Raw genomic sequence first — 26,938 nt, forward strand, 5'->3', positions numbered from 1 at the left:
GGATGAGAAAGAATTAAATTCTACTGGAACATTTTAAGAAAGGAATTGTATGCCAACAATCAACCAATTGATTCGTAACGAGCGTAAAAAAGTGGTTAAAAAATCAAAATCACCTGCGTTAGTTTCGTGTCCACAACGTCGTGGTGTTTGTACTCGTGTTTACACTACTACACCAAAAAAACCAAACTCGGCTCTACGTAAAGTAGCAAAAGTTCGTTTAACTTCAGGATTTGAAGTTATTTCGTATATCGGTGGAGAGGGTCACAACCTTCAAGAGCACTCAATAGTACTAGTTCGTGGCGGTCGTATCAAAGACTTACCAGGGGTTAAATACCATATCGTACGTGGTGCATTAGATAGTGCTGGTGTTAAAGACCGTACTGTTGCTCGTTCTAAATACGGAACAAAAAGACCTAAAAAATAATTTTTCACGAATGTGACAGAGGCAGTAATGCTTTTGAGTAAATTATAAAATTAATTGAAGACAAGGAAATTCAGAGATGAGAAGAAGAAAAGCTCCCGTTCGTGAAATTATGCCTGATCCAATTTATGGAAGCAAAGTTTTAACGAAATTTATAAACAAAATCATGCTAGACGGTAAAAAAAGTACAGCTGAAAAAATTATCTACAGTGCATTAGATATCATTAGTTCACGTGGTGAAAAAACTGGTATAGATACATTTAACAGTGCTATCGACAACGTTAAACCGATTATCGAGGTTAAAAGCCGCCGTGTTGGTGGTGCAACATACCAAGTTCCAGTAGAGGTACGTCCAGTACGTCAACAATCATTAGCGATTCGCTGGTTAGTTGACGCATCTCGTAATCGTAATGAGCGTACTATGGCAGAACGTCTTGCAAATGAATTAATGGATGCAAGTTCTGAAAAAGGTACAGCATTCAAGAAAAAAGAAGATACTTACAGAATGGCAGAAGCGAACAAAGCGTTTGCTCACTACCGCTGGTAATAGTAACTTTTTGTCGAACTTCACCTTGTGTGAAGTTCTCACATATAAAACCTCTTTCATAAACTGAGTCTTATCATTTTATGAAAGAGGTTCAGCTCTCAAATAAAAAAGTTTTTTAAGGTAAAATAATGGCAAGATCACATAAATTAGAAGATGTAAGAAACATCGGTATTGCTGCGCATATAGATGCAGGAAAAACAACAACAACAGAGCGTATTTTATTCTATACAGGTGTTGAGCATAAGATCGGTGAGGTTCACGACGGTGCTGCTACAATGGACTGGATGGAACAAGAGCAAGAGCGTGGTATTACGATTACTTCTGCTGCAACTACTTGTGAATGGGCTGGTAAACAGATCAACATTATCGATACTCCGGGCCACGTTGACTTCACTATTGAAGTTGAGCGTTCTATGCGTGTACTTGACGGTGCAGTTTCAGTTTTCTGTGCGGTTGGTGGTGTTCAACCTCAATCTGAAACAGTTTGGAGACAAAGAAACCGTTATGGCGTACCTTCAATCGTTTTCGTTAATAAAATGGATAGAACTGGTGCAGACTTCTATGAAGTTGAAAGACAAATCCGTGATCGTTTAAAAGGTAATCCGGTTCCTATACAACTACCTATCGGTGCTGAAGACGGTTTCCAAGGTGTTGTTGACTTAGTGAAAATGAAAGCTATCGTTTGGGATCAAGATGCTGCAATGGGTTCAAACTACCACGTTGAAGAGATTCCTGCAGATATGCAAGAAAAAGCTGAAGAATACCGTGAAAAAATGATCGAGTCTATCTCTGAAGTTGACGGTAATGAAGTTCTTATGGAAAAATTCCTTGAGGGTGAAGAATTAACTGAAGATGAGATCGTTGCAGGTATCAAAGCAGCAACAGTTGCTATGCATATCGTTCCAATGACTGCTGGTACAGCGTTTAAAAACAAAGGTGTTCAAACTCTACTTGACGCTGTTGTCGCTTACTTACCGGCTCCGACTGAAGTACCACAAATCAAAGGTACTATGATGGATGACGAGACTCAAGAAGTTGTAGTTGAATCAACTGACAAAGGTCCGTTTGCATCATTAGCGTTTAAAATCATGACTGACCCATTCGTTGGACAGTTAACATTTATACGTGTTTACCGTGGTTCTTTAGAGTCTGGTTCATATGTTCACAACTCTACAAAAGATAAAAAAGAGCGTATCGGTCGTATCATGAAAATGCATGCAATCAAGCGTGAAGAAGTAAAAGAGATCTACGCTGGTGAGATCGGTGCGGTTGTTGGTCTTAAATACTCAACTACAGGTGATACTTTATGTGCTCCTGAAGATATGGTTGTTCTTGAAAGAATGGATTTCCCAGAGCCGGTTATCTCTGTTGCAGTTGAGCCAAAAACAAAAGCTGACCAAGAAAAAATGGGTATCGCACTTGGTAAACTTGCTGCAGAAGATCCATCATTCCGTGTACACACTGATGAAGAGACTGGTCAGACAATTATTTCTGGTATGGGTGAGTTACACCTTGAGATCATCGTTGACCGTATGAAACGTGAGTTTAAAGTTGAAGCAGAAGTTGGTGCTCCACAAGTTTCTTACCGTGAAGCTATCAAAACTGAAGTTACTCAAGAGTACAAATACGCAAAACAATCTGGTGGTCGTGGACAATTCGGTCACGTATTTTTACGTATCAAGCCAAACGAAGCTGGTGCAGGTTTCAAATTTAACAACGAGATCAAAGGTGGGGTTATTCCAAAAGAGTACGTTCCTGCAATTGAAAAAGGTGTTAGTGAAGCGATGCAAGGCGGTGTTCTTGCCGGTTATCCGATCGAAGACGTTGAAGTTACTGTATTCGACGGTTCATACCATGAAGTCGACTCTAATGAGATGGCGTTTAAACTTGCTGCTTCTATGGGATTCAAAGAGGGTGCAAGAAAAGCTGGTGCAGCAATTCTTGAACCATTGATGAAAGTTGAAGTTGAAGTTCCTGAAGATTACATGGGTGACGTTATCGGTGACCTTAACCGTCGTCGTGGTCAAGTTAACAACATGGGTGACCGTGCTGGTAACAAGATCGTTGATGCATACGTTCCATTATCTGAAATGTTCGGTTACTCTACTGACCTTCGTTCAGCTACTCAAGGACGTGCTACTTATTCTATGGAATTCCACCATTATGAAGAAGTTCCAAGAAACGTATCTGAAGAGATTATCAAAAAACGTAACGGATAGTCTTTGCACTCCTTCGGGGGTGTTCCTCTACAATTAAATTTTTTTCTAGATATGCCGATATTTCTCTCGCTACATAATAACTGTTAGGAACTATAATGTTAAAACTGTTTATTTTACCTCTATTATTTATATTTTCATTCGCACAAAATCCTGCTGTATACGCATTACTCGGTGATGTTGTTTATGATAACGTGAATGACATTAAAAAGCTTTCTGATATTCCCTCTTTTTCTCAGGATAAAGAAAAGATCACAGAGTATGCATTACAGTGTGAAGAGCTCAAAGAGAAGGGCTTCGCAATTGAATCCGGTGATACCAAATATGACAAGCTTACTTATCTGAACGAACTGAGAAGACTTTCTAAATTAAATGATGAGTTTGTCAGGCTTGCAAATTCAAAATTTAGAGAGTCTATCGATAATAACGATACCGAGACTTTTAAAGAACTTGTGGATCTTAATATTGTAAATAAGCCGTCACAAAAAGAGAAATTAAGAGAGTTTATCTCAACTCATGAAGCTGAGCTGCAAGACACACAGTACTATACTACTTATATCGATGATCTTGAAAAAGACAAGATAGAGCAGGCTCGTTTAAAGAAAATGAGAGAGGCCCAAGCGAAAAAAAACAAGTATTCAAATATAGAAAGAATACGCAATAGTGATAAAAAACGTCAGGAATCTTTACAAAAAGAGCTTCAGCAGATGGTCAACGAAAAAAAGAAAGAGATATATAAACAGCAAAAAGAGGGATTAGAAAACTACTAATCCCATCTGTCCTCTTCATACTCTAAAGGGCGTCCCTGGAGTGTTAAATAGGGCTTAAACTGACTTTTATAAGACAGACTTTCACACTCCTCTACATAGTACCCCAGATATATCCATTTTTTACCGTTCATCTTCGCAAATGCTATTTGTCTATAGAGTGAATATTTTCCTATAGAGAGATGTCTATAGTCCGGATCATAATAAAAATATATGGATGAGACTCCGTTATCGAGTACATCGATAAGATCTACACCGATTAGCTTGTCATCATCAAAATAGAGTACTTCGTATCCAAAGTCGTCATGTCCGCTTACAAATGATGTGTAGTAGTTTTTTGCATCTGTCTGGTTGTTATCCCATCCCTTCTTCTCATGCATATATTTATGATATTTGTTGAAAAGTTCTATGTGCTTTTGTGTAACAGTAGGCTGTTGAAAAACTGTTTTTAAGTGACTGTTCTTTTTAATAATTCTGCGCTCTGATTTTGAAAAATTATAGTTCTGTACATCGATCTTAATACTTTGACACTCGTTGCATCCTTCGCATATCGGTCTAAAAAACATTTTGCCAAATCTACGCCAGCCTCTTTGTGTCAATGTGGTACAGTAAGATTGATTACACTCTGACAATATTTTATAGTGGGCAGTCTGTTCTTTATCTTTTAAATAGGAACAATTATCTGTTAGGGTACATTCTTTCAGTAGTTTCATAGTGTAATTTTATACTAACTTCTATAAATAGTGTATAATTTTGTATGCTTGAATTTATAATAAAACATAAAATTATTTTATCTCGTACTATCGGCATCATCTTATTGGTAGTCGGCATCACTGCATTGTTTTGGGCAAAGCCTGATACTGCGTTAACGGAAAATGAGATAGCAGAAGCTAATATTGCAAGAATGGAAGCAAGTCTGCCTCAAAATGTAGTGTCATCTAAGAAGCAGCCTCAAACACCATCTTTTATGAAGGCGTATAAAGAGAAACAAAAAGAGCATATCCGCTACCTTGTAGTCGCTCTTATTATCTGTGGGATCGCTTTTATCGGCTACAGCTTTATAAGGAAGCGTGAATAGCTCCTTATTTTGTTTTGTTTTGAGCGATTAATACACCTTCTAGCATTGCATCGATGTCGCCGTCAAGTATGGCACTGACATTACTGAATGCTTCGTTGCTTCTTGTATCTTTTACCTGCTGATATGGTTGAAGAACGTATGAACGTATCTGATGTCCCCATCCGATCTCACTTTTTTCAACACCCGCTTCTTTTGCTTTTTGAAGTTCTAGTTCATACTCATAAAGACGAGACTTCATCATCTTCATCGCCGTTGCTTTATTCTTATGCTGACTTCTGTCATTTTGACATTGGACAACGATTCCCGTTGCAATATGCGTGATACGAATAGCAGATTCTGTCTTATTGACATGCTGTCCACCGGCGCCTGAAGCACGGTAAGTGTCGATACGGATATCTTTATCCTCTATGACGATGTTTATGTTGTCGTCGATCTCCGGAGATACCATAACTGATGAAAATGATGTGTGGCGTTTTGCGTTAGAATCAAAAGGAGATATACGAACAAGCCTGTGGATCCCGTTCTCGACTTTCAGGTATCCATACGCATTCTCACCCGAGATTAGTATGGACGCATCTTTTATCCCCGCTTCTTCGCCGCTTTGATAATCAAGCGTCTCAACCTTAAAGCCATGACGTTCTGCCCATCTTGTATACATCCTAAGCAGGATCGACGCCCAATCCTGAGACTCTGTTCCACCGGCTCCCGGATGGATAGATACGATTGCATTGTTTGGATCGGTCTCACCGCTTAACAGTACGCTGATCTCCATCTGACGTACGTAGTTCTCAAGGTTGTCGGCCTCTTCAAACAAAGTGTTTATCGTGTCTTCGTCGTTTTCCTCTTTTGCCATATCATACAGATCTTTAGCATCGGTAAGTGCAGAAGAAGCATCTTTATATTTTTGAAGCTTTCTCTCTAATTGAGTTTTCTCTTTTTGGATCACTGCTGCATTAGCAGCATCGTTCCAAAAATCTTGAGAGTTTTCAAGCTCTTCGATCTCTTTTAGTCTTGTTTCTATCTTATTAGGCTCAACAACTCCTGCAATGTTTTTCATCTTTAACTGCAGTGTTTTTAATAGTTCAGTATATTCGTAATTATCCATAAAAGATTTCCCTAATGTTGTATAATTGCGATTATATATCACAGAGGCTTAAAAATGAGAGTTTTTCAATCTCCCTTAGAACTAAAAAATGAGTTAAGAAGTTTAGATGCGAGTATTGGGTTTGTCCCGACAATGGGTGCACTTCACAACGGGCATATATCGCTTATTAAAAAAGCAAAAGAGCAAAATGAGATCGTTGTCGTATCTATATTTGTAAACCCGACGCAGTTTTTAAAAGGGGAAGATCTAGACAAATATCCAAGACGCGAGCAGGCTGACAGACGTGTGTGCGAACTTGCAGGAGTCGATTATCTTTTTTATCCGAATGCAGATGATATCTATGGCAAAGATGAAGTCACTGTCTGTGCTCCAAATGTAAGAGGATATATACTTGAAGGGACATCACGTCCGGGTCATTTCAGCGGTGTTTTGACCGTTGTGATGAAACTTCTGAACATCGTCAATCCTAAAAATGCATATTTTGGAAAGAAAGATGCGCAGCAGCTGAACTTGATAACATTGATGGTCAAACAGATGTTTATGGATGTAAATATCGTGCCTGTCGATACAATGCGCGATGCAAACGGACTTGCACTCAGCAGCAGAAATGAATATTTGACTCCGATAGAAAAGGAGGAGGCGTTAAAAATACCTCTTTCACTTAAAAAAGCTACAAATATGGTGATGTCGGGTATTTACGATGTTAAACGCATAAAAGAAGAGATGACAAATATCCTTTTACCTAATGAGATATCTTATGTGGCCATTGTCAGCAGAGAGTTTGAACCGCTTGAGAAAGTAATACCTGGAAACTCTATCGTACTTGTAGAAGCGGTAGTCGGCAGTACCAGACTACTGGACAACATCTGGCTTTAAGTAGTTCTCATCTACTAAAAGATCGACAATATCTTTAAATACAGGTACGGCAGTCTGTGCAGCAAAGTGGTTGTTCTTTGGTTGTACGACCACCACTCCTATGGTGTATCTGTGCGTATCGTCATTCGCAAATCCCAAAAATGAAGTGTTGTATTTAAAAACATACTCTCCATCCTCGACTATGTGCGCAGTTCCCGTTTTTCCTCCGACTTCAAGTCCCGGAGTGATCGCTTTTGTACCTGTTCCCTCCTGAACCGTTTTGATGAGTATTTTTTTCATCCTTTTTGCGGTTGCCGGATCGATGACTTGATGGCTGGTATCTAAAGGTATCTTAGTCTCTTTGCCATCCTTGTCTATAAGTGACGAGACCAAAGTAGGGATCACCTCTCTACCGTTATTATTAAACGCATTATATGCGTTGACAAGCTGTATAAGTGTCACTTTCATACCATACCCGTATGACGCCGTAGCTTTATATATCTCATCGTCTAGTTGTGAAGATGTAGGGATAGAACCCTCTTTTTCGTATGAAAGGTCGATGTTTGTCTTACGAGAGAGTCCAAAGCGGTTCAGACCTTCATAAAAATCGAGTCCGGTCAATCTTTGCGCCAGTTGCGCCATACCGACATTTGATGAGTAGACAATGACATTTTCTGCACTCAGCCAATCGAACTTATGCTCATCGGTTATGACTTTTCTACCGATCTTGAACTTTCCGTTATGTCCGTTTACGAGATCATATGGATTGACAAGTTTCTTTTCTAAAAGCAGAGTAAAAGTTAAAGGCTTTATAACCGATCCCGGTTCAAATGCGTACTCTATCGCCCAAGTGTTAAGAGAAGGGTAATCACTTTTTAGTATGTTTTGAGGAAGATATCTGTTAGAACTTGCAAGTGAAAGGATTCTACCGTCTTTTGATGACATAACTACAGCCATAATATGTTTGGCATCAAGCTTCTCTTTCATCTTGTCCAAGATTCTTTCGATCTTAATCTGCAGGGTAACCGGGATGTTGAGTTTGACGTCAAGACCGTCTATACCGGGTTTTGTATAGCTGTCTTTGTTAAGTATCATATAGTTGTTTACATCTCTTGGAGCAAACTGTTTGGCATCCTGTTTTGATGAGAGTTCATCTTCATAGCGTTTCTCTACACCTTTAACACCGCGTATTTTTGTATAACCGTCATCTTCTATCTTATGTGGATAGCCGATAACAGGTGTTAAAAGGTTTCCATAAGGGTAGATTCGTGCTTCACCGCTTTCTATAATGCTCAGCCCCTGTAACGATCGGATATGTGTTTTCGGATTTTCAATCTCTACAAACACTTTATAGCGTCTTAGTTCAAATGCCAGGTTTTTAAGATACTGTGCCTGCTTTGAGTTGATGTTATAGCTCAGGACTACGACACCTTTCTTTTTATAAAGAAGTTTTTGTATCTCTTTTGGATCGATATTACTGTATATGCTGAAAAGCTGTATAAAAAGATTCTCTTTTTTAGGATCTATGTAATTTGTGTTAACAATAGCTTTGTAAAGCTTTTGTGTGGTTGCAATATGAAATCCGTCGGCACTTATGATATTGCCTCTTTTGGCGTTTGTCGTGTCGGAGGTGTAAAGGGAAGGGATGTCTCTTGGATTTATCGCCGTAAAAAGCATAACGCTTAAAAAGACGATAAAGCCTAGGACTATGATGGAAAAAAGTAGAAATATCTTATTTGATTTAGTTCTATTAGAGATGTTTTGCATTAAAGACTAGGCTGCTTAGATCTGAGTTCTACTGATCTCTTTGTATGCGTTCAATGCTTTATTGCGTACCTCTAACATCAGCTTCATACTTATCTCCGCTTTATCTATCGCAAGTGCTGCTTGATGCAGGTCTTTTACTTGACCGGTAGCTATATCGCTCATCGCTTTTTCACTGTCTACTTGAAGGTTGTTTACCTCGTTCATAGCAGATTTTAGTTTGTCAGCAAAAGCTTCCCCGGCATTGGATGTTTGTGAGGCAGGAGATTTTTGGTTTAAAAGGTCAGCTGTTGAGAGACCGTTAATATTGTTGATTGCCATAATTTATTCCTTGTCCTACTGTAAAAGAGAAATAGCACTCGTTGCCATGTTCTTTGCACTTTCAAATGCTGCAACGTTAGCTTGATACGAACGTGTCGCTTCTACTAAATCGGCCATTTCCACAACAGGATTAATATTTGGATATGCCACGTATCCGTTTGCATCGGCATCCGGATGAGTCGGGTCATATTTCATCTTTGGTTTAGTATCATCGCGTGATATCTTGTCAACTACTACACTCATTATAGCAGGATTTACTTTACTGCCAGCTTGACCTTCATCTAAAGGGTCTTCGTATTTAGCAGAGTTTGTTTCGCCGTTGATCGCTTTATTTATAGCATCGTTAAAGTTAATGGCTTTAAATACGACCTCTTTACGGCGGTACGGACCACCCTCTTCAGTACGGGTAGTCTGTGCATTTGCTATATTCGAAGAGATGACATCTACACGTGTTCTTTGAGCTGAAAGTCCGTAACCGCTAATATCAAAACTGCTTAAAAAATTACTCATAATCTATTCCTAACTTAATTTACCGGAAGCGTCGATAACGCTTTTGAAGATATTTGCATCTTTTCTTATCGATGCGATCAGTGCATTGTACATAGTAGAGTTTTTACTCATTTCAGTAGTTTCGACGTCTATATCTACACTGTTACCGTCGTTTCTAGCCATATGTCCGTCTCTGTAAAACAGAGTTGCTTTAGAATTATCTGTCTCAGGAAGTGCATTAAGATGTGCACCGTTAGTGTGTGCCATCTGTAATGTGTGAGATTGGTCATTAAAGATCTCTCTCTCTTTTTGCATAAGAGTATCTTCAAATCTTATATCACGAGGTTTGTAAAACGGAGTGTCCGCATTTGCTATGTTCGATGCTATCATATCTTGACGCATAGAACGGTAATCAAGTGCTTGTGCCATTAAAGAGTGTGCTCGTGATATCTCAATACTCATCTTGAATTCCTTGTATGTTTTGTAACTATTTTTTAACAAGCAATTATTATTCCATTTATTGGTATTTTCCACACTTTTAGTTAATTATAAGTTTGTAAGGATCAATTCGGATGAAAAAAGGGTGTTTAAGCATAGATTAATAATAACTGATGAATAATTATCATTAAGGTTACTAGTGTAATCCAATTTTTTATTTACAAGGAGTTCTTTATGAAAAGAGCTGGTTTTACAATGATCGAATTGATCTTCGTTATCGTTATCTTAGGTATTTTAGCGGCTGTCGCTATTCCAAAACTTGCAGCTACAAGAAATGATGCAAAAGTTGCTTCTGAAGTTACAAGTGTTGCTCAAGCTTTATCAAACTTAGGTGCAGAATATACAGCAACAGGTGCGTTTGCTGCTAATTCACTTACTGAAGCAAATGCAGCTGTAAGTTGTGTTACGTTTACTGGAGCTACTCCTGATGGTAACGTGACGCTTACTACGACAGTTCAAAATGCTACAAAATGTCCAACAGTAGTAGAAACAGAAGTTAAATCAAGATTGGTTAACAATGGTGTCCTTGGTGGGACTACAGCTGCTCCTGCTGCTAAAGATTATGCATTCGGCGGAACTGGCGTAGTTGAATAATACATTTTCTCTTCTCCCCTTATGGGGGATGAGACTTCTTTACTTCTTTAAATTCAAAACAATCTTTATAATGCAGTTTTATTCCAAAATATAAATATATTTAATATATAGTTATTTATAGCTTATACATAAGGGGAATATTATGAAAAATTCAAAAAATGCTTTTACAATGATCGAGCTTATTTTTGTAATAGTGATACTTGGAATACTCGGAGCTATCGCTTTTCCACGGTTATCTGCAACTCGAAATGATGCAATAGCAGCAGTGGAACTGATGAATGTTGCTCAAGGGCTTCATAATCTTTCTTCTGAATATATGTCTAAAGGGTCATTCGTTAATTACACCGTATCTGATGCTAATAAAACTGTAAAATGTTTTGTTTTCACATTAAATGATGCTACAGACGGGAATATTTCCATCGCTACATTAAATGCAGCTAACAGCAGGTGTTCACAGACAGTTTTAGATGCGGTAAAAATAAAAGCCGGACATAATGGTATAATTAATGCAGACGGTTCGATGAAGACATATGTGTTTAAGGGGGGAAGAGTAGTTGAATAATATATTTTTTAAAAAAGGTTATAGGGTGAAAAAGTATAAAAATGCATTTACGATGATCGAAATGGTCTATGTTATTGTTATTCTCGGTATATTAGCCGGTATCGCGATACCAAAATTGGTTGCTACGAGAACAGATGCCGTTCTGGCAAACGGTCGTTCAGATGTGGCAGCTATTCGTACTGCAATATCAACAGAGAGACAAAAACGTTTTATGAAAGGTGACAGTTCATATATCAGTGCTTTAGATAGCGGAGTCGGACAAAATGCAGCAGGTGTTACTATATTTGACGGTAATGGAGTGGCAGGAAGTACACTTCTTACTTATGGAATAACAACAAAAAATAGCGATGGCGGCTGGATGAAGACAGGTGCTACTACTTATGCATATAAAGTCGCCGGTGCTCAAAATACATTCACATATAATAATGCAGATGGTACTTTTAAATGTACTGCCGGAACATATTGCGATCAGTTGTCTAAATAAATAGTCAGTTTTAAAGTATAATTCTTTTATGAATTATTACTTACTCTCTTTATTAAACTCTCCGCTTCAGTCTCTTACTTATCAAAGTATAGAGCAAATAGAAGCGGGTGCAGTCGTAGATATCTCGTTAAACGGCAAGACAAAACAGGGCGTTGTTTTAGAGAAGATAGATAAACCTGTGTTTAACACTCTTGATATCTTACATGTAAGCAAACTCTATTTTTCAGACAAGCAGATAAAACTCGTACAGTTTATTTCCAACTATTACATCTGCTCACTCGGTGAAGCATTCTCGCTTTTAGTCCCTTTTGATAAAGAAATTACATGTAAAGATGTCGAGGCTGACTTCAGTGATGAGATAGAACTCTCAGCAAAACAAAATGAAGCTCTTTCATTTGCTAAAAGTAAAGATGTCTCTCTTCTTTTCGGAGACACGGGAAGCGGTAAGACAGAGATATACATGAAGCTCTTTGGCGATGTCATAAGAGAGGGAAAACGTGCGATATTTTTGATGCCTGAGATCTCACTTACTCCTCAGATGGAACAGCGTCTTGTCGCCCACTTCGGCTCACGTGTCGTGATGTGGCACTCTAAGATCACAAAAGTTGCAAAAGAGAAGATATTAAAACGTATCCGAAGCGGCGAAGTCGATATAGTCGCGGGGGCAAGATCGGCACTTTTTACTCCGATGCAGGATGTGGGTGTGATAGTCGTAGATGAAGAGCATGACGACAGCTACAAATCCTCTTCCAAACCGCGATATAACGCGCGAGATATGGCGATATATATGGGACAGCTTTACGGGGCTCGAGTACTTCTTGGAAGTGCGACACCATCTCTTGGCAGTTATGCGAAATTTCCCTCTTTCAGACTGAAAGGCGGTCACTTTGAATCGCGTAAAGAGTATATATATGAGACATCGTTAGAAGCGATAACACCTCTTATTGAAAATGAGATAAAAAAGACGAAACAAAAAGAGGGACAGAGTATCGTCTTTATTCCGACAAGGGCGAACTTTAAATACCTTATCTGTGCAAGCTGCGGACATAAATATCAGTGCCCGTACTGCAGTGTCGGGATGAGTGTCCATCAAAAGAGTAAGACGCTGAAGTGCCATTACTGTAATTTTGCGACTCAGATCCCTCAGGTCTGTCCAGAGTGTAAAGAACACTCTTTAAAAAGTGCCAGACTTGGGACTGCCGAGGCAGTCAAACATCTTCAAGAAAATCTAGAGAGCTTACATGTAGAGCAGTTTGATAGAGATGTGATCACTACGCAGAACAAGCTCATAAAAACACTTAAAAGGTTTAACGACAAAGAGATAGATGTACTTGTCGGGACACAGATGCTAAGTAAAGGGCATGACTATCATGATGTCACTTTGGCCGTAGTGCTGGGACTTGATAATATGCTCAATATGAGTGACTACAGAGCACGGGAAAAGGCACTTTCTTCGCTTATTCAGATAGCAGGACGAAGCGGACGCAAAAAAGAGGCAAGGGTGATAGTCCAGACTTTTAATAAAGAGTTTTTTGAAGCTTACATAGATGATTATGAGAGATTTTTAAAAGATGAGCTGGAGTTTAGACGCGGAGTATATCCGCCGTTTAAAAAGCTTTGCCGTATCTTGTTCGCGCATAAAAACGGAGCGAAAGCCCAAAGCGAGATGCTAGACACAGTAGAGAGATTAAAACATTTTAATGATGTAGAGGTCGTCGGTTTCGGTGCATCGGCGATCGAAAAGATAGCGGATAAATACCGCTTTATGATACTTTTGCGCGCGACAAAAAGTACAGATATCATCAAAGCTGTTCTTTCTGTAAAAAGTGAGACCGCACAGATAGATATGGATCCCATAGAATTCGCGTAAAGTAGATCTTGAGTATATAAGTTATTATTTCAGTCCATATAACAAAGCAGTTTTTTAGTCCAAAACAGATATTATATCTTTATGATAAAAAGATACGAAACTAAAAAAATTTATGTCGGAAATGTTGCAGTCGGCGGTGATGCACCGATAAGTGTGCAGTCGATGACATACTCAAATACAAGAGATGTAGAAGCGACTGTCGAGCAGATAAACAGACTGCACTTTGCAGGGTGTGATATCGTTCGTGTAGCAGTACCTGACATGGAAGACGCACTGGCTCTAAAAGCGATCAAAGAACGTATCTCTCTGCCTCTTGTCGCAGATATCCATTTTAATCATAAACTGGCTTTAGTAGCTGCGGAAGTAGTGGACTGTATCCGTATCAATCCAGGGAACATAGGTTCAAAAGATAAAGTACGTGAAGTCGTCAAAGCGTGTCAAGAGAGAAAGCTTCCGATTCGTATCGGCGTCAATGCAGGAAGTCTGGAAAAAGAGTTTGATAACAAGTACGGTCCTACGGCAGAGGCGATGGTGGCTTCAGCGGAATACAACATCAAATTTTTAGAAGACTTGGGATTTGATGATATAAAGATCTCGCTTAAAGCCAGCGATGTTCAAAGAACGGTCGAAGCGTACAGAATGCTTCGTCCTAAAAACCATTATCCATTTCACCTGGGTGTGACGGAAGCAGGAACGATCTTTCATGCGACGATCAAAAGTGCCATCGGTCTTGGTGCGCTTTTACTTGATGGAATCGGCGATACGATGCGTGTCTCCATTACGGGGGAACTCGAAGAGGAGATAAACGTCGGGCGCGCGATACTCAAAGACAGCGGAGCTGCACCTGAAGGGCTTAATATCATCTCTTGCCCTACATGCGGACGTATCGAGGCTGATCTGGTAAGTGCGGTGAGCGAGATAGAAAAAAGAACGGCGCATATAAAAACACCTTTAAACGTTTCTGTTATGGGGTGTGTGGTCAACGCTATAGGTGAAGCACAGCATGCAGATGTTGCGATCGCGTATGGAAAAGGAAAAGGACTTGTAATGGTAAAAGGCGAGGTCGTGGCAAATCTTGATGAAGATAAACTGGTAGAACGTTTTGTAAACGAAGTTGAAAAGATGGCGGAAAATGACGGAAAATAATCTTTATAATTTAACATTTGAAAAATCGATACTTAGTTCGATAATCTTTGAGCCAAGACAGTTTGATGAGCTTGAATCTATGCTTCAGCATGATGATTTTTATCTGCCTGCACATCAGGATATCTACAAAGCGATGGTATCTCTTACTCGTAAAGATGAGCCGATAGATGAAGAGTTCATCAAAAAAGAGCTTTCCAAAGAGAAAAAGTTTGACGAGAGCGTTATGCTTGAAATCCTTTCGGCAAATCCGATCGCAAATATCAAAGCGTATGTAAACGAGATAAAAGACAAGTCTTTAAAACGTCATCTTTTAACGCTTACGACAGAGATAAAACGTGTTACTCTAGAGGAAGAGCTACCAAGCGACGAGGTCGTGAACCTTGTCGAGAAAAAGCTGTATGAGATAACACAGGATTCTCAGACAAGTGACTTTAAAGACTCTCCTACCGTGACGTATGACACTATGGAATACATCAAAGAGATGAAAGCAAGAGGTAACTCGACTCTTGTCGGTGTCGATACGGGATTTAACGAACTTAACAAGATGACGACAGGTTTTGGTAAGGGTGACCTGGTCATCATCGCTGCCCGTCCAGCGATGGGAAAAACATCTTTTGTCTTAAATACAGTGAACAGCTTGATAACAAAAGGCAAAGGTGTCGCATTCTTTTCATTAGAGATGCCGGCAGAACAATTGATGCTCAGACTCCTTAGTATCCAGACATCGATCTTTTTACAAAAGCTTCGTGTCGGAGACCTTAATGACGATGAATGGAGTCGTCTAAGCGCTGCTATAGACAATATGAACAGAGCAAAACTATTTGTGGATGATCAGGGTTCTGTGAACATCAACCAGCTTCGTTCAAAACTAAGAAAACTTAAAAATCAGCATCCGGAGATCGAAGTCGCCGTGATAGATTACTTGCAGATCATGGCAGGAACGGGCGGAAAAGACCGTCACTTAGAGGTAAGTGAGATATCTCGTGGTCTGAAGATGCTCGCTCGTGAGCTTGGGATCCCTATACTTGCACTTTCTCAGCTGAACCGTGGACTTGAATCTCGTAACGATAAGCGTCCGATGCTGAGCGATATCCGTGAGTCGGGTTCTATCGAGCAGGATGCAGATATCATCCTCTTTGTCTATCGTGATGACGTCTACCTTTATAAAGAGGAAAAAGAGCGCGAAAAGGCTGCTAAAGCAGAAGGTAAAGAGTTTACTCCTACCTATGTCGAAAAAGAGGAAGAGGAAGCCGAGATCATTATCGGTAAGCAGCGTAACGGTCCGACAGGACACGTGAAACTAACATTCCAGAAGAAGCTCACTCGCTTTGTGGACTATACAAAAGGTGTCGAGACTGTTTATGAGAACATCGACACCCGGTCGGCTAATATCAATGTAGGAAACGATGTAGTTTCCATGCCAACGCTCTAGGTGATGATAGAGCGTCCGCAACTTCTTAACGGACGCGATTACCTTTACGCTTTTCTTCTTTTTGTTTTAATCTTTTTTATCTCACTCTCTATAGAGTATGTGGCATATAAAAAACTCTCCTCACAAGAAAGCGCGACTCTTACATGTACAGTTGTAAACCAGTATGAAAAGAGTAGAAACTCCCATAGTTACTATATTTTAAAACTTAACTGTGACGATACGTTGATATACACTTCTAAAGGACTTTATATCGGTGATATAGCCGGTAAAAGAATAGTCGCTCAGTTAGCACTGAACAGGCTTGATTTCCTGGGTTATCTAAAAGGGTTTTATGCAAAAAGCAAGATCTATCATGTAGAAGAGATAGACGGTTTTAAAACAAGATTAAATTCTCTTATTTCATCGGAGCATGAAAATAAAGATATAGCGACTATCTATAAAGCGCTTTATACCGCTTCACCTCAAGACAAAGAGCTGCGTCAAAAACTCTCATCACTCGGGATAAGCCATCTTATGGCGATAAGCGGGTTTCATCTTGGTGTACTGAGTGCTGTCTTGTTCTTTTTACTGGGATTGTTCTATAAAGCGCTGCAAAAAAGGTATTTTCCATATAGATCCGGTAACCGTGATCTTTTTATCATAGTCGCTCTGTTTCTGTTCTCATATGTCTGGTTCTTGGATTTTACGCCTTCGCTGCTTAGGTCGTTTACGATGCTCATAGTAGGATATTTTTTGTATGACAGAGGTCTGAAAGTGGTTTCGATGCAGACACTCTTTTTGACGGTACTGCTGCTTATAGCATTTATGCCGAAACTACTTTTTTCCATAGGCTTTTGGCTCTCTGTCAGCGGAGTATTTTATATATTTTTGTTTTTGATCCATCTGGAAGGGATGAAAAAGCTCTCTATCTTTTTGCTGTTACCTTTTTTTGTCTATCTGACAATGCTGCCATTCTCTCTTTATATCTTCGGGACTTTTTCTCTGTGGCATCCGCTCTCAATTCTCTGGACGACACTCTTCACGCTTTTTTATCCGCTTAGCATCGTTTTACATTTAGTAGGTTGTGGCGGGATTTTTGACGGATGGCTTTTGAAGTTACTCGCACTTGGAGGAAATCCGCAGACCTTACATGTAAGCGCTCTAGCCTTTTACTTACATGGCGGCTTGTCACTCTTGGCTGTGAGATACCGGTTTTTCTTCTACGCTCTTACTCTTTACAGCTTTTTTATCTTGATATATGCGATGCAGAATGTAGCATAACTTCATCCCGTAGATGAAGATGATCCAAGAGATATAGATCCATAAAAACAGGAATATCACCATCGCAAACGAGCCGTACATCGTCGCGTAGGTCTTGTTATAGACGACATAGTAGATAAACGATGACTTGGCGATAGAGAAGATACTCGATGTAATAAATGACGCTATAAGAGAAGCTTTCGGCTCTATCTTGATGTTGGCTGCTATCTGATAGATAAGAAAAAAGAGCGCCCACACGATGAGGTAGGGAAATATCTTGATGATATTTATCCAGCCTGAAAGAATGCTCTCATCGACAATGAGTGAAAGTTTGCCTGAGATGTAAAAAGAGACGCCCAGTGCAATAGGTGTCAGTGTGATAAGCGTCCAGTAGGTCGTCACAGATTCCCAGACTGTTCTTTTTTGCGCATGAAAGATGCGGTTTACGATGTACTCGAAGTTTTGAAAAAAGAGCATCGAAGCGATGATGACACTGGCAAAACCGATCACTCCCATCTTCACGGAGTTCTTTAAAAAGCCGTCGATATAACCCATAATAGCCTGAGAGTTTACCGGCATAAGATTTGAAAATATAAATGTCTTTATGGTCTCGTAATGTTCACTGAAACTCGGAAGCGAAGTGATAAGCGTCATCACGATCATCAAAAGAGGGATGATGGTAAAGATGGTGTAAAAACTTAGACTCGCGGCAAAAAGAGTAAGCTCTTTATCTATAAAACCAAGTATGAATTTCTTTGTCTCATGGATGAGATGTTTTGTTTGTCTGTTCATTTTATGCCGCACCCGTTTTCATTTGATGAACACTTGATAAATTTCGGCAGTTTAATATCGAGTGTTTTGATCTCTGCAAGAGCTTCCGCTCTGAATTTGTCAAGCGGAGTCCTAATAGAGTAGTAGGCCCATGTCCCGCGTCTGTCGACTCTTAAAAAGCCTGCGTCTTTTAGTATCTTTAGATGACGTGAGAGACGTGACTGTATCATCTCAAACGACTCTTGCAGGTCACATACACACATCGCTCCGTTTTCATCTATAAAACGAAGCAGTTTTACTCTTGTCTCATCATTGAGTGCCGATACCGTAGTTAAAAAAATTTCCATGGAAAATTATAGCACAGATTTTAAATATCAAGATATATTGATTTATTGATGAAAAGATGGTATAGTTTTACATATAGAAGATAAAGGATAAGATATGCAAAAAACAGTAAACAGTCTAAAAGACGGTGTAAACATCTCATTTACGGGTGAAGTGAAAAAAGAAAATATTGTTGCTATGGTACAAAACTGCCAGACAGGAAAATGTGACTGTATGAGCGATGAGACAAAAAAGAAGATCAAAAATATGGAAGTCTCGGGCACTGACGGAGAAGTAAATCTCAAACTAAGCGGAGAGATAAAAAAAGAGGAGATCGAAGCGGCTTTGGCAAAATCGACAGTCGTTAACTCACAATGCTGTTAGCAAGCACTCTTTTTTTAATAACGCTTGTCTTTATCATCTGGCAGCCTAGAGGGCTTCAGATAGGCACGACTGCGGTTGTCGGAGCACTTGTAAGTGTGCTGCTAGGCGTCGTCAGTTATACGGATGTTTTAGTCGTGACTAACATCGTTTGGGACGCGACTTTGGCGTTTATAGGCATCATAATCTTGTCAATGGTGCTTGACGAGATAGGATTCTTTGAATACGCAGCACTTAAGATGGCACGTTTAAGTAGAGGAAACGGTAACTTGATGTTTGTCTACATTCTGCTTTTAGGAGCTGTAGTAGCGGCATTTTTTGCCAATGACGGAGCGGCACTTATCCTTACCCCGATCCTTTTGGCAAAGATGAAACATCTAAAGATGAAACCCGTGCCCGTATTTGCCTTTTTGATGGCAGGCGGGTTCATCGGGGACAGTGCTTCAAATCCTTTGGTGATCTCCAACCTTACAAACATCGTCACGGCCGGATATTTTCATATCGGATTTAGCGAGTATGCCAAAAACATGTTCCTGCCGAACTTACTGAGTATCGTTGCTTCCATTGCTGTATTATGGATCTATTTTAGAAAAGATATACCAAGCCGTATCGATATCTCTACACTTGCTGAGCCTCGTTCGGTCATAAAGAACATGACTATGTTCAAGCTCTCATGGTTCTTTTTGGCATTTTTAATGGTCGGGTATTTTATAGGTGACAGATATCATCTGCCGGTTTCACTTTTTGCACTCGGCGGAGCGATACTGTTTTTGCTTATTGCCAACCATTATAAAGCCGTAAAACCTCTAATGACCATCCGAGCTGCACCTTGGCAGGTCGTATGGTTTTCCATAGGGCTTTACGTAGTTGTCTACGGGCTTAAAAACGCGGGTATTACGGATATCATCGCTTCATGGATAAGCGAACTTATGAAACACGGAGATACGGTTGCCATCATAGGAACGGGATTCTTATCGGCTATCATCAGCTCGATCATGAACAACATGCCGACCATTATGCTTATGGATATCTCTATAAACCAAGTGGGATACGCAGGTAACGAAGCTCTTGCCTATGCAAATATCTTAGGCTCTAACCTCGGACCGAAGATGACGCCTATAGGATCGTTAGCGACACTGTTATGGTTACATGTACTTGCGCAAAAAGGGGTTAAGATAGGGTGGGGTGAATACATGAAAGTAGGTCTTGTGATCACTCCTCCGGTACTTTTAACGGCACTTCTTGGACTTATCTGATCTGTGATGCGAAGAGTGCTACTAAAAGATAGAGCATAGTAGTGGCTATATCTTTTACTCCGTTGATGGTTTTTAACGGCGTGAAAGATGCCAATACCCCAAAAAAAGCGGAGAGAATAACCGCACTTATAAGAGGCTGTGTAAGCGTTACATGTAAGCCGATAAACTGACATACCAGACTTACAAAAAAACTAAGCAGCAGGATAAACCAATAGCGTTTTGGACCGATACTGCAAGAGCATCCTATACCGGAACCCTTTAGCAGGTTTTTAAGATCCAAGTCAGTAAAAGTGAGAAAGATCATCGCCGGAAGCAGATTGTTTCTCACTATTTTATAGATCCTCTCCATCTCCTGCGTATCTCCAAAGACTCCCAGATATGACAGTAAAGCCGTAGTCGCAAATATAAAGAGAACGATTGTGATATGTGATGAAAAAACTTTAAAACTGCTTGTTTGTTTCATATACCCGAAAAAGGTACCGATTATAGCAATAATTAACAGATATAATAGAGAAGATGTTATCATAGTCAAATTGTAGCATAAGCTTGAATGTGAGATAATAATCCTATGTTTTATAATCTGGAATTTTCTTTTTGGTATCTGTTTTTAGGAGGGATCCTGACATATATGGTGTGGGGATTCATAGTCGCTTTTGAGGTCATACTCGGTATGAGCGGTTCAAAAATAGCGCTGAAGTGGATAAAAAAACACCATACTTACAAGATGCTCTATAATGAGGTCAAAGCTTTTTACCCGATGCTTCTTGTCGGATATCTGTTTTTAGAGATCATTCCTCATTATATCTTCAAGGCAGATCCCTTGGTCAAGTTTGATCTAGACAAGTTATTTAAGGAATTGTATGATAAAAATGATTGAAAAACAGCATCTTATAAAAGAACCGCTGGAAAAAGATGCCCAAAAACTCGCACAATCTATATACAGTACCTATATCGTCAATGAAAAAGATCCTTACATGTACATATCTTTAGAAAAACTATATAATCTGTTTAATCTTGATAAGAGTCCGGCCTCTTTAGATAGAATCAATGAGATATTTATGGATCTTACAGAACCCATAGCTGTAAAAGATTTTGAGTACGAAGGGAAAAAATATCCTGAGAAGATACTCACTTTTTGTACTTTTACCGAAGTTGAAAAAGACGGCGACGGACATATGGAGATAGAATTAAACGAGATGTATCTTCATGCATTGAAATACTATATGATAGATCCTTTTTTAGAAGTGAAATAATGGCAAAATATATAATTTTAGACACAGAGACAACAGGTGCGGGCGAAAATGACCGTATTATTCAGCTTGGATATATGGTTTTAGGTAACGGTGATATAGAGGTCCAAAACGAGTTCTGTTCATCAGAAGTCCCGATCTCTTTTGGGGCTATGGAAGTCCATCATATCACTCCTGATATGATAGTAGACAAGCCAGCATGTAATGAGACAACGGCCTACAAGAGGCTGCTTGAACTCAACACAGAAGATAACTACATCATCATCCATAATGCTCCCTTTGATATAGGTATGCTTGAAAAAGAGGGGTTTTCTTTAAACATGAAACTCATCGATACTCTGAGATGTGCAAAACATGTGTATGAGGATGAAGAAGCGCATAGACTTCAATACTTTCGTTATAAGATGGGACTTTACAAAGAAGAGGAAGCCGAAGCAAAAAAACTCGGGATCGAGGTCAAAGCTCATGATGCCATAGGTGACGTACTTACGTTGAAGCTGTTTTTGAGCGAACTGAGAAAGTCTGTACAAGAGAAGTTTATCGGTGAAAACCCTGTTGAGAAGATGGTCTCTTTGACGAAGGAACCTATCTTTATAAAAACATTTAGATTCGGAAAGTACAAGGGCAGAGAGTTAGCCGCTGTCGCCTTGGAAGATGCAGGATATCTAAGATGGATGCTGAAATCTATGGACCCGCTTGATCCTGACTTGAGATACTCGATAGAAAAAGTGCTGGTCAACTAAAGCGCTTGTAATATCGACTCAAAACACTGTTTTACAATTATGTAAAAAATTCAAATTTATTTTTTATATTTTACTACTATAATTATCCTATGAAACTAGATGATCTAAAAAATAAAACTATTTTACTATTTGGTAAGCCGAGAGCCTTTAATCAAGAGGAGTTCGCATATCAGCTTCAAACTCTAAACGTTGCTCTGGCAGAGGGATACAGTGATGATGTCTCATACATCGTAGAGGGCAGGCTTATCACTCCGTATGAGCAAAACGAACTGGACAGACTCTATGAAGAGGGAGTCAGAGACAAGTTCGCAGAGATTGACGAGTTGGAAAAGACCATTATTGAAAATATTGATGCCGATTCGCTGTTGATGAGTCTAAAACTCTCCCGCGACAGAGACAGACTTCTCTCATATATTAAAAATTCCAAAGTAAGCAACACTCTTTTTTTAAAACTGATAAAACTTTACGACTGGCAAAATGAGGGATTTTTTGAAAATGATGAGAACCGTGACGTCACCGCTGCACTGATATCGAGATTTTACGAGAACATAGAGAGAAATCATAATGTCCAGTATGCGACGCTGGGACTTATGCATCTGGTAGAACAGACTAAAGATGAAAGCCTCATAGAGGCTATAAGCATGCTTTCTCCGATAAAAAACGGCTTTTCAAACTCCTCTTTATATCCCATTATTTTGGAAATAGCAAAGAATAATGCAACTCCAAACTCTGTTTTAAAGATGCTGCTGAAAAACGGGAATCTGGAGATCAAAAAGATCATAGCCTCAAAAGATGATCTGGATAAAAATGTGCAAAATATGCTGTTTACTCTTAATGAGGATGAGGTAAATATATCGTTGTGTAAAAATCCGAGTCTTGATGTAGATCTGGCAAAACAGCTGCAAGAGAGCTATCCTGATATTATCGCAGAAAACATCACACTCGATGATAATTTTTTTGAGTATTTTTTACAGGTCTCTCCTAAGCATCTGGCAAAAAACAAAACTTTGACTAAACAGATGCAAGGCAGGCTTTTGTCACTAAGTGACAAAGAGGTAACTGCGTCTTTAGCGACGAATTCAAATATCGATGAGAATATCGCTGATGAGATATTGCTTCTGGGTGACGGTGAGATCAATCTCTCACTCTTCTCAAACGAGATGGTAAAAGAGGAGAATCTAAGAGAGGCTTACCTGCATGAAAAGAACTACCTTTCTCTTGCAGGAAACTCGAAGACACCTGAGGATATTTTACGAAAGCTGGCGTATGAAGGGGATATAGAGATCATTAAAGCCTTATGTAAAAACCCTTCGACTCCCGTAGATCTTCTGTACGAGTTCAGACTCGATCAAAGACTCGAGCGCTTAGTGAGCCAGAATGAAGCATTTACAAATCATATAAAAACAGAGAACATAGGATGGAAAGATTGAAAGCAAGCGAGATAAAAAGTTCCATAGAAGCGATGGTAGAGCAGAAGATACCGACATTTCTCTGGGGTGCACCGGGGATCGGAAAATCATCTATCATAAGACAGATCGCCGAGCAAAGCGGTATAGGTTTTATAGACCTGCGTCTCTCTTTGATGGATCCTACAGATCTAAAGGGGATCCCGTTTTACGATAAGCATGAACACTCAGCCGTATGGGCGGCTCCTTCGTTCTTGCCAAAAGAGGGGGAGGGGATACTTTTTTTGGATGAACTCAACTCCGCACCTCCTGCGGTTCAGGCCTCCGCATATCAGCTGATATTAGACAGAAAGGTAGGTGAGTATGAGCTTCCATCAGACTGGGCTATCGTGGCTGCGGGAAACAGAGAGAGCGACAGAGGTGTAGTATATCGGATGCCCTCACCCCTTGCAAACCGCTTTGTGCATCTAGAGATGGATGTCGATGTGGATGACTATAAAGAATGGGCGTTTAAAAGCGGTATCGATGAACGCATCATCGCATATATCGGGTATAAAAACGAGAACCTTTTTACATTCGATGCGACAAAAAACGAGAAAAGTTTTGCAACACCGAGAAGCTGGGAGTTCGTGGATAAGGTGATAAAATCATCAATGAACGAAAAACTGCTTTTAGGCAGTGTCGGCGGAGCGGTCGGACATGATATTGCAGTGGATTTTTTGAGTTTTTGCAAAGTCGCGGACAGACTGCCGAACATCGAGGCGATACTTGCCTCGGGTGAGGGCGAGTACCCAAGTGATGTGGATGTACTTTACGCTCTGAGTGCAGGACTCGTCTCAAAGACTTTGCAAAATGAGGAGCACGTAGACAATCTTCTTCGTTATACTTTAGAACTGCAAAGCGAGTTTGCAGTTATGATAGTTCAGGAATTGCAGCGCTACGGTGTCAGAATGGAGCACTCTCCGGAGTTTACAAACTGGGTACGAAAGTTTAGTTACCTCCTCTCATGAGCCTACTTGGTAAGATATCTCAGGCAAAAGCCAAACTCTTGGTCGATTACCCCTACTTCGGCACGCTCGCAAGCAGACTGGAACTGGTAAAAAATGAGAATATCTCTGCATTTTTAAGCGACGGGATGAGGCTGGAATATAACGACGAATATCTGGAGTCTTTAGAGATAAGCGAGTTGGAGTTTGCTCTTAGTAACGGTGCGATGCATATGGTACTTTCCCATCAAAACCGTAAAAACTCCCGTTACGGATGGCTTTGGCAACTGGCAACCGACTATGCCATAAACTCTATGCTTGTGCAAAATGGTCTTGATATGCCATATGGTGTGAACTATGATACGCGGTTTGAGGGACTGTATGCCGAGGAGATATATGAGATCCTGCGTGATGAGATAAAAAACGAAGAGTTCAGCGATGACGAGAGTGACGAGACGGGATTCAATGAAGATAATAAACGTCACAACAACAGACAAAACAGTTCCAATAGCAGCGATAAAAAAGATGAGAATGCACCGAAGATGGAGGTTGAGAACATCGTAGATGAAGAGCTTCTCTCCAAGATAAACGAGAAACTGATCGAAGATGAACTTACCCGCGGCGATCTGCCTTTAGGGTTAGAGAGGTTCTTTGATCTGATATTTTCCTCCAAGATAGACTGGAGAGAGGAACTAAGAGATGCTATCGACCGGTTTTATAAAGATGATTACAGAGTCCTGCCGCCTGCTAAAAAGCTGCTTTATCTCGGTACCTATCTGCCTTCGCTTACAAGCAACAGGTTTAAGCTCACTATCGCCATAGACAGTTCTGGCTCAGTAGATGAACAACTGTTAAGCTCATTTATGAGCGAGGTAAACTCGATAATGCTGAACATCTCAAACTATGAGATAGATATCATAGTTGCGGATGCAAAGGTGCACTCTCACGATACTTTTTATGAAGGGGATGAACTTCTATACACTTTAAAAGGCGGCGGCGGAACCGACTTTAGGCCTGTCTTTGAGTACATCGAGCAAAATCTGTATGACACCTCTTTACTTCTGTACTTTACAGACCTCGATGGAGTGTTTTATAAAGAGGAACCGCTTTATGAGGTGGTCTGGATATCGGCTAAAGAGAGTGATGTGCCATACGGAAGGGTCATACTTTTAGATCAGCTGAATAAGACCTGATTCTTTCCGCTGTTTTTTGCATTATACAGCTGCATATCTGCCGTGTTCACACTCTCTTCAAAACTATCTTCAGGCGATGTGCATACACCCACAGAGATAGTAAAAGAGAACTCGGTATCACCGTTTTTGATATAACCGTTCTCTATCTTTTTTCTTATCGATTCCATTTTTTGTACCGCTTCATTTGCACTGATATCTTTTAAGAGCAGACAAAACTCCTCTGCACCGAATCTTGCCACTATATCTTCAGCTTCGACACTGCTGCTCAGTGTCTGAGCGAGATGGACGATCGCTTTGTCTCCCGCGTCATTTCCGTATGTTTCGTTTATCTTTTTAAAGTTATCGATGTCGAGCATGACGATGGCAAAGTTTTGTTCGTTTTGTTTTGCTTCGCTAAAGTACTCTTGACCATTTTTATAGAAATATCTGCGGTTGTATAGGCCTGTTAAAAAGTCTCTGTTGGCACTGTTGGTTATCATCTCAATGTTTTCCAGAGCTTCTATGGAGTTGTTGAGCCTGCATGAAAACTCCTCTTTTGAAAAGGGCTTGTATATGTAATCGTTTGCTCCGTTTTTCAAAAAAAGTGCCGTTAGCTCATCATCTTTATTTGATGAAAGAGCGATGACACTGAGCTCGTTTTTAGAGTGAGTCTTTCTTATCTCTTTTAGGAGTTCGAGCCCGTCCATTACAGGCATATTGTAGTCTGTTAGAACGATCTTTATATCGGGGTGTGTTTGAAGCATACCCAGAGCTTCCTCTCCGTGAGCAACGGTATAGACGTTAAAAAAGAGATTTTTTACCATCTTTTGCAATTGATTTCTAAACACTAACGAGTCATCGACGATCAGCACTTTATGATTTTGATTTTTTAAAAGACGCATAATGGTTGAGATAATGTAGTCGATGTTTTCTACGCCGTCTTTTTTTATGTAGTCGATTACATCCTTTTGCAGGATCGCCTTTCTCAGCTCTTTATCTACATTGGCACTTAAGACGATCGATTTGATGTTTTTAGAGATCATAAAGTCGACTATCTCTCCGTTTGGTGCATCAGGCAGATTAAGGTCAAGAAGTGTTACAAAGTACTCATATTTTTTGGTAAAAAGTTTAGCTTCCTGCATTGAAAAAGCCAGGTCGATCTCAAAGTCCAGACTATTTTTTAGTTTTTTTGCAATTAGTTTTGCCAGTGTTTTATTATCTTCGACAATCAAAATTCTATGCATATATTTCACTCCCTGTT

Annotated in this window: 31 protein-coding genes; 21 read left to right on the forward strand and 10 right to left on the reverse strand. The window is 39.8% G+C overall.

Going from position 1 to position 26,938, the window contains the following annotated elements:
• Positions 1-49 precede the first annotated feature (49 nt).
• The 4 genes from rpsL to WCX87_RS02075 all read left to right on the forward strand — a co-directional run bounded on the left by rpsL (position 50) and on the right by WCX87_RS02075 (position 3,954).
• On the forward strand, positions 50-424 hold the full coding sequence (gene rpsL, locus WCX87_RS02060) for a 30S ribosomal protein S12 (protein WP_345980376.1): 375 nt from the start codon (positions 50-52) through the stop codon (positions 422-424).
• Between the two features lie 76 nt (positions 425-500).
• The gene (gene rpsG, locus WCX87_RS02065) at positions 501-968 is read left to right on the forward strand and encodes a 30S ribosomal protein S7 (protein WP_345980377.1); all 468 of its coding nucleotides are present in this window, start codon (positions 501-503) and stop codon (positions 966-968) included.
• Positions 969-1,096: 128 nt separating this feature from the next.
• Positions 1,097-3,187 carry an elongation factor G gene (fusA, locus tag WCX87_RS02070; RefSeq protein ID WP_345980378.1) on the forward strand — a complete coding sequence of 697 codons (2,091 nt, stop codon included), beginning with the start codon at positions 1,097-1,099 and terminating at the stop codon, positions 3,185-3,187.
• 95 nt (positions 3,188-3,282) lie between these two features.
• Positions 3,283-3,954, forward strand: coding sequence for a hypothetical protein (locus WCX87_RS02075; RefSeq protein WP_345980379.1), 672 nt, complete (start codon positions 3,283-3,285; stop codon positions 3,952-3,954).
• Here WCX87_RS02075 and WCX87_RS02080 read toward each other — a convergent pair.
• On the reverse strand, positions 3,951-4,664 hold the full coding sequence (locus WCX87_RS02080; RefSeq protein ID WP_345980380.1) for an arginyltransferase: 714 nt from the start codon (positions 4,662-4,664) through the stop codon (positions 3,951-3,953). The two genes, WCX87_RS02075 and WCX87_RS02080, sit on opposite strands and share 4 nt — an antisense overlap.
• 44 nt (positions 4,665-4,708) lie before the next feature.
• Here WCX87_RS02080 and WCX87_RS02085 point away from each other — a divergent pair, with 44 nt between their 5' ends.
• A complete protein-coding gene (locus tag WCX87_RS02085; protein ID WP_345980381.1) occupies positions 4,709-5,029 on the forward strand; it encodes a hypothetical protein in 321 nt (106 codons plus the stop codon).
• Positions 5,030-5,033: 4 nt separating this feature from the next.
• Here the strand turns inward: WCX87_RS02085 and prfB are convergent, their stop codons facing one another.
• Positions 5,034-6,134 (reverse strand): peptide chain release factor 2, encoded by a 1,101-nt coding sequence (prfB, locus tag WCX87_RS02090; RefSeq protein WP_345980382.1) that lies wholly within the window; start codon positions 6,132-6,134, stop codon positions 5,034-5,036.
• A gap of 54 nt (positions 6,135-6,188) precedes the next feature.
• Between prfB and panC the strand changes: the two genes are divergently transcribed.
• Positions 6,189-7,010 carry a pantoate--beta-alanine ligase gene (gene panC / locus WCX87_RS02095; RefSeq protein WP_345980383.1) on the forward strand — a complete coding sequence of 274 codons (822 nt, stop codon included), beginning with the start codon at positions 6,189-6,191 and terminating at the stop codon, positions 7,008-7,010.
• Here the strand turns inward: panC and WCX87_RS02100 are convergent.
• From WCX87_RS02100 to flgB, 4 genes are read right to left on the reverse strand one after another with little or no spacing between them, the layout of a single operon-like run.
• Positions 6,987-8,756, reverse strand: a complete 1,770-nt coding sequence (locus WCX87_RS02100) for a penicillin-binding protein 2 (RefSeq protein WP_345980384.1) — start codon at positions 8,754-8,756, stop codon at positions 6,987-6,989. The genes panC and WCX87_RS02100 overlap by 24 nt on opposite strands.
• A 15-nt stretch (positions 8,757-8,771) precedes the next feature.
• The gene (gene fliE, locus WCX87_RS02105; RefSeq protein ID WP_345981085.1) at positions 8,772-9,068 is read right to left on the reverse strand and encodes a flagellar hook-basal body complex protein FliE; all 297 of its coding nucleotides are present in this window, start codon (positions 9,066-9,068) and stop codon (positions 8,772-8,774) included.
• 21 nt (positions 9,069-9,089) lie between these two features.
• A complete protein-coding gene (gene flgC / locus WCX87_RS02110; protein WP_345980385.1) occupies positions 9,090-9,584 on the reverse strand; it encodes a flagellar basal body rod protein FlgC in 495 nt (164 codons plus the stop codon).
• 9 nt (positions 9,585-9,593) lie between these two features.
• Positions 9,594-10,025 carry a flagellar basal body rod protein FlgB gene (gene flgB, locus WCX87_RS02115; protein ID WP_345980386.1) on the reverse strand — a complete coding sequence of 144 codons (432 nt, stop codon included), beginning with the start codon at positions 10,023-10,025 and terminating at the stop codon, positions 9,594-9,596.
• Positions 10,026-10,235: 210 nt separating this feature from the next.
• Between flgB and WCX87_RS02120 the strand changes: the two genes are divergently transcribed.
• The 7 genes from WCX87_RS02120 (at position 10,236) to WCX87_RS02150 (ending at position 17,409) form a co-directional block, all read left to right on the forward strand.
• Positions 10,236-10,655 carry a type II secretion system protein gene (locus WCX87_RS02120; protein WP_345980387.1) on the forward strand — a complete coding sequence of 140 codons (420 nt, stop codon included), beginning with the start codon at positions 10,236-10,238 and terminating at the stop codon, positions 10,653-10,655.
• A gap of 142 nt (positions 10,656-10,797) precedes the next feature.
• Positions 10,798-11,217, forward strand: coding sequence for a type II secretion system protein (locus WCX87_RS02125; protein ID WP_345980388.1), 420 nt, complete (start codon positions 10,798-10,800; stop codon positions 11,215-11,217).
• Positions 11,218-11,242: 25 nt separating this feature from the next.
• Positions 11,243-11,701 carry a prepilin-type N-terminal cleavage/methylation domain-containing protein gene (locus WCX87_RS02130; RefSeq protein ID WP_345980389.1) on the forward strand — a complete coding sequence of 153 codons (459 nt, stop codon included), beginning with the start codon at positions 11,243-11,245 and terminating at the stop codon, positions 11,699-11,701.
• 28 nt (positions 11,702-11,729) lie between these two features.
• Positions 11,730-13,571 (forward strand): primosomal protein N', encoded by a 1,842-nt coding sequence (locus tag WCX87_RS02135; protein ID WP_345980390.1) that lies wholly within the window; start codon positions 11,730-11,732, stop codon positions 13,569-13,571.
• A gap of 81 nt (positions 13,572-13,652) precedes the next feature.
• On the forward strand, positions 13,653-14,717 hold the full coding sequence (gene ispG, locus WCX87_RS02140; RefSeq protein ID WP_345980391.1) for a flavodoxin-dependent (E)-4-hydroxy-3-methylbut-2-enyl-diphosphate synthase: 1,065 nt from the start codon (positions 13,653-13,655) through the stop codon (positions 14,715-14,717).
• Complete coding sequence (locus tag WCX87_RS02145) at positions 14,704-16,149, forward strand: replicative DNA helicase (protein ID WP_345980392.1); 1,446 nt, start codon at positions 14,704-14,706, stop codon at positions 16,147-16,149. The genes ispG and WCX87_RS02145 overlap by 14 nt, the downstream gene beginning before the upstream one ends.
• A 3-nt stretch (positions 16,150-16,152) precedes the next feature.
• Positions 16,153-17,409: a ComEC/Rec2 family competence protein gene (locus WCX87_RS02150; RefSeq protein ID WP_345980393.1), complete on the forward strand. Its 1,257-nt coding sequence runs from the start codon at positions 16,153-16,155 to the stop codon at positions 17,407-17,409.
• Here WCX87_RS02150 and WCX87_RS02155 read toward each other — a convergent pair.
• Complete coding sequence (locus tag WCX87_RS02155) at positions 17,317-18,180, reverse strand: YihY family inner membrane protein (RefSeq protein ID WP_345980394.1); 864 nt, start codon at positions 18,178-18,180, stop codon at positions 17,317-17,319. The two genes, WCX87_RS02150 and WCX87_RS02155, sit on opposite strands and share 93 nt — an antisense overlap.
• On the reverse strand, positions 18,177-18,506 hold the full coding sequence (locus tag WCX87_RS02160) for a metalloregulator ArsR/SmtB family transcription factor (RefSeq protein WP_345980395.1): 330 nt from the start codon (positions 18,504-18,506) through the stop codon (positions 18,177-18,179). The genes WCX87_RS02155 and WCX87_RS02160 overlap by 4 nt, the downstream gene beginning before the upstream one ends.
• A gap of 94 nt (positions 18,507-18,600) precedes the next feature.
• Here WCX87_RS02160 and WCX87_RS02165 point away from each other — a divergent pair, with 94 nt between their 5' ends.
• Entirely contained in the window at positions 18,601-18,867 is a 267-nt protein-coding gene (locus tag WCX87_RS02165) for a hypothetical protein (RefSeq protein WP_345980396.1), read from the forward strand.
• A complete protein-coding gene (locus tag WCX87_RS02170) occupies positions 18,858-20,120 on the forward strand; it encodes an arsenic transporter (RefSeq protein WP_345980397.1) in 1,263 nt (420 codons plus the stop codon). The genes WCX87_RS02165 and WCX87_RS02170 overlap by 10 nt, the downstream gene beginning before the upstream one ends.
• On the opposite strand, the gene WCX87_RS02175 is transcribed toward WCX87_RS02170, so the two are convergent.
• Positions 20,113-20,646, reverse strand: coding sequence for a DUF819 family protein (locus WCX87_RS02175; RefSeq protein WP_345980398.1), 534 nt, complete (start codon positions 20,644-20,646; stop codon positions 20,113-20,115). The genes WCX87_RS02170 and WCX87_RS02175 overlap by 8 nt on opposite strands.
• A 42-nt stretch (positions 20,647-20,688) precedes the next feature.
• Here WCX87_RS02175 and WCX87_RS02180 point away from each other — a divergent pair, with 42 nt between their 5' ends.
• From WCX87_RS02180 to WCX87_RS02205, 6 genes are all read left to right on the forward strand, one after another.
• Positions 20,689-20,997 carry a hypothetical protein gene (locus tag WCX87_RS02180; RefSeq protein WP_345980399.1) on the forward strand — a complete coding sequence of 103 codons (309 nt, stop codon included), beginning with the start codon at positions 20,689-20,691 and terminating at the stop codon, positions 20,995-20,997.
• On the forward strand, positions 20,981-21,373 hold the full coding sequence (locus tag WCX87_RS02185; protein WP_345980400.1) for a hypothetical protein: 393 nt from the start codon (positions 20,981-20,983) through the stop codon (positions 21,371-21,373). The genes WCX87_RS02180 and WCX87_RS02185 overlap by 17 nt, the downstream gene beginning before the upstream one ends.
• Positions 21,373-22,113: a 3'-5' exonuclease gene (locus WCX87_RS02190; RefSeq protein ID WP_345980402.1), complete on the forward strand. Its 741-nt coding sequence runs from the start codon at positions 21,373-21,375 to the stop codon at positions 22,111-22,113. The genes WCX87_RS02185 and WCX87_RS02190 overlap by 1 nt, the downstream gene beginning before the upstream one ends.
• An 89-nt stretch (positions 22,114-22,202) precedes the next feature.
• Entirely contained in the window at positions 22,203-23,543 is a 1,341-nt protein-coding gene (locus WCX87_RS02195; protein ID WP_345980403.1) for a hypothetical protein, read from the forward strand.
• A complete protein-coding gene (locus WCX87_RS02200; protein ID WP_345981086.1) occupies positions 23,540-24,529 on the forward strand; it encodes a MoxR family ATPase in 990 nt (329 codons plus the stop codon). Before WCX87_RS02195 ends, WCX87_RS02200 begins: the two co-directional genes overlap by 4 nt.
• The gene (locus tag WCX87_RS02205; RefSeq protein WP_345980404.1) at positions 24,526-25,698 is read left to right on the forward strand and encodes a VWA-like domain-containing protein; all 1,173 of its coding nucleotides are present in this window, start codon (positions 24,526-24,528) and stop codon (positions 25,696-25,698) included. The genes WCX87_RS02200 and WCX87_RS02205 overlap by 4 nt, the downstream gene beginning before the upstream one ends.
• On the opposite strand, the gene WCX87_RS02210 is transcribed toward WCX87_RS02205, so the two are convergent.
• Positions 25,680-26,921, reverse strand: coding sequence for a diguanylate cyclase (locus WCX87_RS02210; protein ID WP_345980405.1), 1,242 nt, complete (start codon positions 26,919-26,921; stop codon positions 25,680-25,682). The two genes, WCX87_RS02205 and WCX87_RS02210, sit on opposite strands and share 19 nt — an antisense overlap.
• Positions 26,922-26,938: the final 17 nt, after the last annotated feature.

This window comes from Sulfurimonas sp. HSL3-2 (genome assembly GCF_039645965.1).
Lineage (GTDB): Bacteria > Campylobacterota > Campylobacteria > Campylobacterales > Sulfurimonadaceae > Hydrocurvibacter > Hydrocurvibacter mobilis.

Bases quoted from the DNA above. Each gene is read 5' to 3' on its own strand.
- WCX87_RS02080 (WP_345980380.1), bottom strand. From the start codon at position 4,664: ATGAAACTACTGAAAGAATGTACCCTAACAGATAATTGTTCCTATTTA.
- WCX87_RS02150 (WP_345980393.1), top strand. From the start codon at position 16,153: ATGATAGAGCGTCCGCAACTTCTTAACGGACGCGATTACCTTTACGCT.
- WCX87_RS02155 (WP_345980394.1), bottom strand. From the start codon at position 18,180: ATGAACAGACAAACAAAACATCTCATCCATGAGACAAAGAAATTCATA.
- WCX87_RS02190 (WP_345980402.1), top strand. From the start codon at position 21,373: ATGGCAAAATATATAATTTTAGACACAGAGACAACAGGTGCGGGCGAA.
- WCX87_RS02185 (WP_345980400.1), top strand. From the start codon at position 20,981: ATGATAAAAATGATTGAAAAACAGCATCTTATAAAAGAACCGCTGGAA.
- panC (WP_345980383.1), top strand. From the start codon at position 6,189: ATGAGAGTTTTTCAATCTCCCTTAGAACTAAAAAATGAGTTAAGAAGT.
- WCX87_RS02160 (WP_345980395.1), bottom strand. From the start codon at position 18,506: ATGGAAATTTTTTTAACTACGGTATCGGCACTCAATGATGAGACAAGA.
- WCX87_RS02195 (WP_345980403.1), top strand. From the start codon at position 22,203: ATGAAACTAGATGATCTAAAAAATAAAACTATTTTACTATTTGGTAAG.
- WCX87_RS02205 (WP_345980404.1), top strand. From the start codon at position 24,526: ATGAGCCTACTTGGTAAGATATCTCAGGCAAAAGCCAAACTCTTGGTC.
- WCX87_RS02180 (WP_345980399.1), top strand. From the start codon at position 20,689: ATGTTTTATAATCTGGAATTTTCTTTTTGGTATCTGTTTTTAGGAGGG.
- WCX87_RS02210 (WP_345980405.1), bottom strand. From the start codon at position 26,921: ATGCATAGAATTTTGATTGTCGAAGATAATAAAACACTGGCAAAACTA.
- flgC (WP_345980385.1), bottom strand. From the start codon at position 9,584: ATGAGTAATTTTTTAAGCAGTTTTGATATTAGCGGTTACGGACTTTCA.
- WCX87_RS02145 (WP_345980392.1), top strand. From the start codon at position 14,704: ATGACGGAAAATAATCTTTATAATTTAACATTTGAAAAATCGATACTT.
- WCX87_RS02175 (WP_345980398.1), bottom strand. From the start codon at position 20,646: ATGATAACATCTTCTCTATTATATCTGTTAATTATTGCTATAATCGGT.
- WCX87_RS02165 (WP_345980396.1), top strand. From the start codon at position 18,601: ATGCAAAAAACAGTAAACAGTCTAAAAGACGGTGTAAACATCTCATTT.
- WCX87_RS02120 (WP_345980387.1), top strand. From the start codon at position 10,236: ATGAAAAGAGCTGGTTTTACAATGATCGAATTGATCTTCGTTATCGTT.
- WCX87_RS02075 (WP_345980379.1), top strand. From the start codon at position 3,283: ATGTTAAAACTGTTTATTTTACCTCTATTATTTATATTTTCATTCGCA.
- prfB (WP_345980382.1), bottom strand. From the start codon at position 6,134: ATGGATAATTACGAATATACTGAACTATTAAAAACACTGCAGTTAAAG.
- WCX87_RS02085 (WP_345980381.1), top strand. From the start codon at position 4,709: ATGCTTGAATTTATAATAAAACATAAAATTATTTTATCTCGTACTATC.
- ispG (WP_345980391.1), top strand. From the start codon at position 13,653: ATGATAAAAAGATACGAAACTAAAAAAATTTATGTCGGAAATGTTGCA.
- WCX87_RS02125 (WP_345980388.1), top strand. From the start codon at position 10,798: ATGAAAAATTCAAAAAATGCTTTTACAATGATCGAGCTTATTTTTGTA.
- rpsL (WP_345980376.1), top strand. From the start codon at position 50: ATGCCAACAATCAACCAATTGATTCGTAACGAGCGTAAAAAAGTGGTT.
- WCX87_RS02100 (WP_345980384.1), bottom strand. From the start codon at position 8,756: ATGCAAAACATCTCTAATAGAACTAAATCAAATAAGATATTTCTACTT.
- fusA (WP_345980378.1), top strand. From the start codon at position 1,097: ATGGCAAGATCACATAAATTAGAAGATGTAAGAAACATCGGTATTGCT.
- WCX87_RS02170 (WP_345980397.1), top strand. From the start codon at position 18,858: ATGCTGTTAGCAAGCACTCTTTTTTTAATAACGCTTGTCTTTATCATC.
- rpsG (WP_345980377.1), top strand. From the start codon at position 501: ATGAGAAGAAGAAAAGCTCCCGTTCGTGAAATTATGCCTGATCCAATT.
- WCX87_RS02135 (WP_345980390.1), top strand. From the start codon at position 11,730: ATGAATTATTACTTACTCTCTTTATTAAACTCTCCGCTTCAGTCTCTT.
- flgB (WP_345980386.1), bottom strand. From the start codon at position 10,025: ATGAGTATTGAGATATCACGAGCACACTCTTTAATGGCACAAGCACTT.